The sequence below is a fragment of the Arthrobacter sp. MDT1-48-3 genome, assembly GCF_054511015.1.
Map to the genome: position 1 here is coordinate 1 of NZ_JBTNDL010000018.1, position 2990 is coordinate 2990.

Consider the following 2990-nt stretch of genomic DNA (forward strand, 5'->3'; position numbering starts at 1 on the left):
CCGATGGTACTGCACCCGAGAGAGTGTGGGAGAGTAGGACACCGCCGGACAACACTCCAACGGGAAGGCCCCGCACCACCAGGTGCGGGGCCTTCCCCACTTAAACCACACCCCCCAACCCCGATCCACACCCCGGTGGCGCCGGGCCGGTCCACACCCCGGTGGCGCCGGCTACCGATGCCGGACAACCGCCCTGATGCCGCGGCCGCCCCGGGAGACATGAGCCCCTCGTGCCGGGCAGCGACACAAGCGACTGACATCGGGCAGCGCGATACGTGGCAGCGGAGCACCCCCACCGTGCGGAGACACAGGCCACCCCTGCTGGGCCGGTCTATGCGATACCGGAGATGCTGGCCACGACGCCGGCCACGACGCCGGCCACGACACCACGCGGTCATCAGACCCCACAGCACCAAACATCCCGGCCATGGCGGGCCGACCGGGCCGTGCACAGGACATGCAATCATGTCGACCTGGCCCTGCGCCTGCCTGGGACATGCAGAGCTCACGACGCATACACTCAGGCCACCACCGCCGGTGCCGGAGCGTCGTCCACAACCTCAGGGACACAACGGTTCTCCTGGCGACCCGAAGGCACGCGCCCCTACCGCGAGAGCTGCGACGTCATGGGGCGGATGGGATCAGTACGGGACGCTGTCCATCCTCGATGTCCAAGGCGTGCTGCACCTTCTGTCCAAAGGCGTGCTGCACCTCCTGTCCGTAGGCGTACTGCACCTCCCGGCGATTGCCGGTGGAGGTGATCGCTGAACGACACGACGTCGCTGGCAGTTCAGGTGGCCAGAAAGGGGAGCTCGAACAATCGGCGTCGGTCTTCGTGCTGCAGACAGTATCCCGGTTCATCCAAATGTCCTGCGCTATGCATGACGAGGAACCGGCAGCTCGTCCGGTCGGTTCGGTCGGACCATCTGGGGGCCAGCTGCTGGCGCCGGGGACGGGGAGGGTGGTGGCTGATCGCAGCTGTGCGCCCGTTACCGCGTGCGCCTGTTACTGCTCGAGGTTCCTTGAAAAGGTAGTCCTGGATGCGCGACGGCAATACCCAATGGCACCGCCTTTGTTGCTCATTCCAGGTTCCGACCGTGATGCTCGGTTGCGCGCACTCGCGTCTCATGGGCTCCCAAGACTGGCGGTAGCAACCATTGACGTCCTGACGCAGAGCCGATGGGCGTGGTCGGAAGGTCCGTGGATCGATATCAGGGGCGTAAGTGGATAGCCGCCACTCCGGCCACACCCCCCCGCTTAGGGCTGGTCGCATTCGTATGTGGGTTTGCTCGAGCCTTCGGCAAGTGCACGTCGAGAGATACCTACCACGGTGATGCGGTGATGCCGTACTGTGCTGTGTCGCTGTGTCGCTGTGTCGCTGTGTCGCTGTGTCGGCTGTGTCGGCTGTGTCGCTGTCTCGCTGTAGCGCCGGCCCTGGCACTACGGCCCTGTTCGCGCGAACCGGGTGAACCGGGTGCCGGGTCCCTCACAGAATGGATCCCATCACCGGACGGAATGCGGCGTTGTGCCGTGGACGGTGTCGGACTGATCCGAGCTCAGGCATGACTACGCTGCTCCTTCGGCTCTAACGCCCGGTTCGAACTGCGAACCAAGATGAGGAGCCCAGTGACCGTATGACCGATCCCAGGATCGCATCACCGAGATGACTTCTTCGCCACGGCAGAGAGGCGACGTTCATGCGACGCGACTCCTCACGTGGGGGATGCTGCGGAGGCGTGGAGTAGGAGTACCGATCGCCATAAATTTTGTGCCCTCGGGTCCTGTGCGGGTGCGAATGATGCTGCCGGCGGATCAGGAACCATCGTGCCGTTGGGCTGGATCGGACCGAGATGGGGAAGCGCTGGGTGGAACAACGTTGGGCTGAGCTCGGCTGAGCTGGGTGGCGAAGCGCCGGGCCGAGTCGACCGTCAACGGCGTCTCGATCTCAGCGGTAGGGCCGGAGGCGAACCTCTCATCGTCGGCTTGTCTCCGGTACACAGACCACATGTCGGTTCACCTCGGTTCACCTCGGTTCACCTCGGTTCACCTCGGTTCACCTCGGTTCACCTCGGTTCACCTCGGTTCACCTCGGTTCACCTCGGTTCACCTCGGTTCCTCGAGGGCTCCGCGTGTCCCGGACAGGAGTGTCCGCAGTTGTTGCTGCGGCGGTTCAGCCGCTGACGAGCGACGGTACGGAGTCGCCTTCCTCAGTCGCTTGTCCCGGCTCGTCTCCCCGTGCCAGGTTCCCGAATCCGCCAGATGGGCTGTGCTGAACTACTGGCGTCGCGGATATCCCACAACTGCCCCTTCGCGGTAACCCCTGCAGGGGTGGCGATCGCCGGCGGCATCGTCTCCTGGCCTGGCTCTGCCCGGTGGACACACTGATGATCGGGCGGATCACGCGAGCCTCACGTAGAGATCCATGTCCGGCACCGACTCCAGGTTCTGCAGCACCCGTCGAAGGGACAGGCAGTACCTCCGCGTCGGCTCTCCGCGCATCGACCAAGCCACCCGAACGGCGTCAGGTGGTGGGCTGATCCCACCGACACCTGCCGGCGGGCCCGGAGTAGGACGTGACGCAGACGACGCCGTTCCGGTTTGCGGCAGCAGTGGTCGGCGTGTAATGTTCTATGAGTTGCCCCGGTGAGGGTGACCATCCCCTTCAAATCATGTGGTGGGTTCGTGCGCTCTTGAGCGGTAGCGGATTTACCTTTTATTTGTGGTGGGTTGGCTCTTGTTGTTGTTTCTTTGGTCGGGCATTACGCCACGGCGGGGGATTTGACAAGGGAAAAAGAAATGAAATAAGCTGTGAATGTAACGGCGAGGGAAAACATACCCGGGAAGCGTGGAAGCGCGGGGGTTCGTGAGTAATCGTTTGTTCCTGTTGTTTGAGAACTCAATAGTGTGCCAAGTTTGTTGATACCGATTGTTTTTTGATTGGTTGAATTTGCTGGTTGCCGCACCCCGTGTGGTGGCTGGTTTTTTTGGCT

Annotated in this window: 1 protein-coding gene; it reads right to left on the reverse strand. The window is 63.1% G+C overall.

All coding sequences use genetic code 11. From position 1 onward, the window contains the following. Positions 1-2759 precede the first annotated feature (2759 nt). Positions 2760-2990: hypothetical protein (locus ACX80L_RS17690; RefSeq protein ID WP_459291370.1), on the reverse strand; the 231-nt coding region annotated here is incomplete at its 5' end.